The sequence below is a fragment of the Limnohabitans sp. Rim28 genome (assembly GCF_000293865.2).
GTDB lineage: Bacteria > Pseudomonadota > Gammaproteobacteria > Burkholderiales > Burkholderiaceae_C > Limnohabitans_A.
This window is the reverse complement of sequence record NZ_ALKN02000046.1, coordinates 1-845: the sequence shown is the minus strand read 5'-3', so window position 1 is coordinate 845 and position 845 is coordinate 1. Positions and strand designations below refer to the sequence as shown.

Genomic DNA, 845 nt, shown 5'->3' with positions numbered 1-845 from the left:
ATGCGCTGGATGTACTTACCCGTCGCAACATAGGGCTTGCTTGCCATGAGGCCGCCGTCGCCGTACTGGCTCATCCCCAAGGTGTTGGGCAATTCCACCCACTCGACTGCGTCCACATAGACCGACAGGTACCAAGCGTGAACCTGCTGAGGCCGCACGCCCAGCAGCAGGGCATAAAGGCCTGTGACCATCAGGCGCTGTATGTGGTGCGCGTAGCCGTGTTCAAGAGTCTGCGTGATGGCATCGCGCAAGCAGGCCATCTCTGTCTGACCGGTCCAAAACCATGCGGGCAATTCCTCTTGGGCATCTAGAGCATTGCGCTCGACGTAACTGGGCATTTGCATCCAGTAAATACCGCGCACGTATTCGCGCCATCCCAGGATCTGGCGGATAAACCCCTCAGCGCTTTGAAGCGGCGCATGACCAGCCCTGTAGGCAGTCTCTACCGCATGAACGACCTCGCGCGCACTGAGCAGTTTGAGGTTCATGGCAGAGGACAAATGCGAGTGGTAAAGCCAAGGCTCGCCCGGCCACAAGGCATCTTCATAGCGACCAAAAAGTGGCAGACGTTCTTTAACAAAGCGCTGCAACGCTTGCAAGGCTTGGCTGCGTGTGACTGGCCAGGCAAAACTATCGAGCGTGCCGGGGTGGTCAGTAAAGCGGGTGTTCACAAGTGCAATGACTTCTTGTGTTAGGGCGTCGGGCTCGAAGGTCGCGCGGGTCGGGACCTGGCCGGGGCCTTCAGGACCAAAGGCTTCGCGGTTGTCGGCGTCAAAATTCCACTGGCCACCCGTGGGCTTGCCGTCGTCCATCAGGATGTTGTAGCGTTGCCGTGCATCTTATAC

1 pseudogene is annotated in these 845 nt (G+C 58.5%); it reads right to left on the bottom strand.

The annotated features are described in order from the left end of the window. Window positions 1–833, bottom strand: a pseudogene (locus B472_RS16770) (cryptochrome/photolyase family protein); the annotation flags it as partial. Between the last annotated feature and the right edge of the window lie 12 nt (window positions 834–845).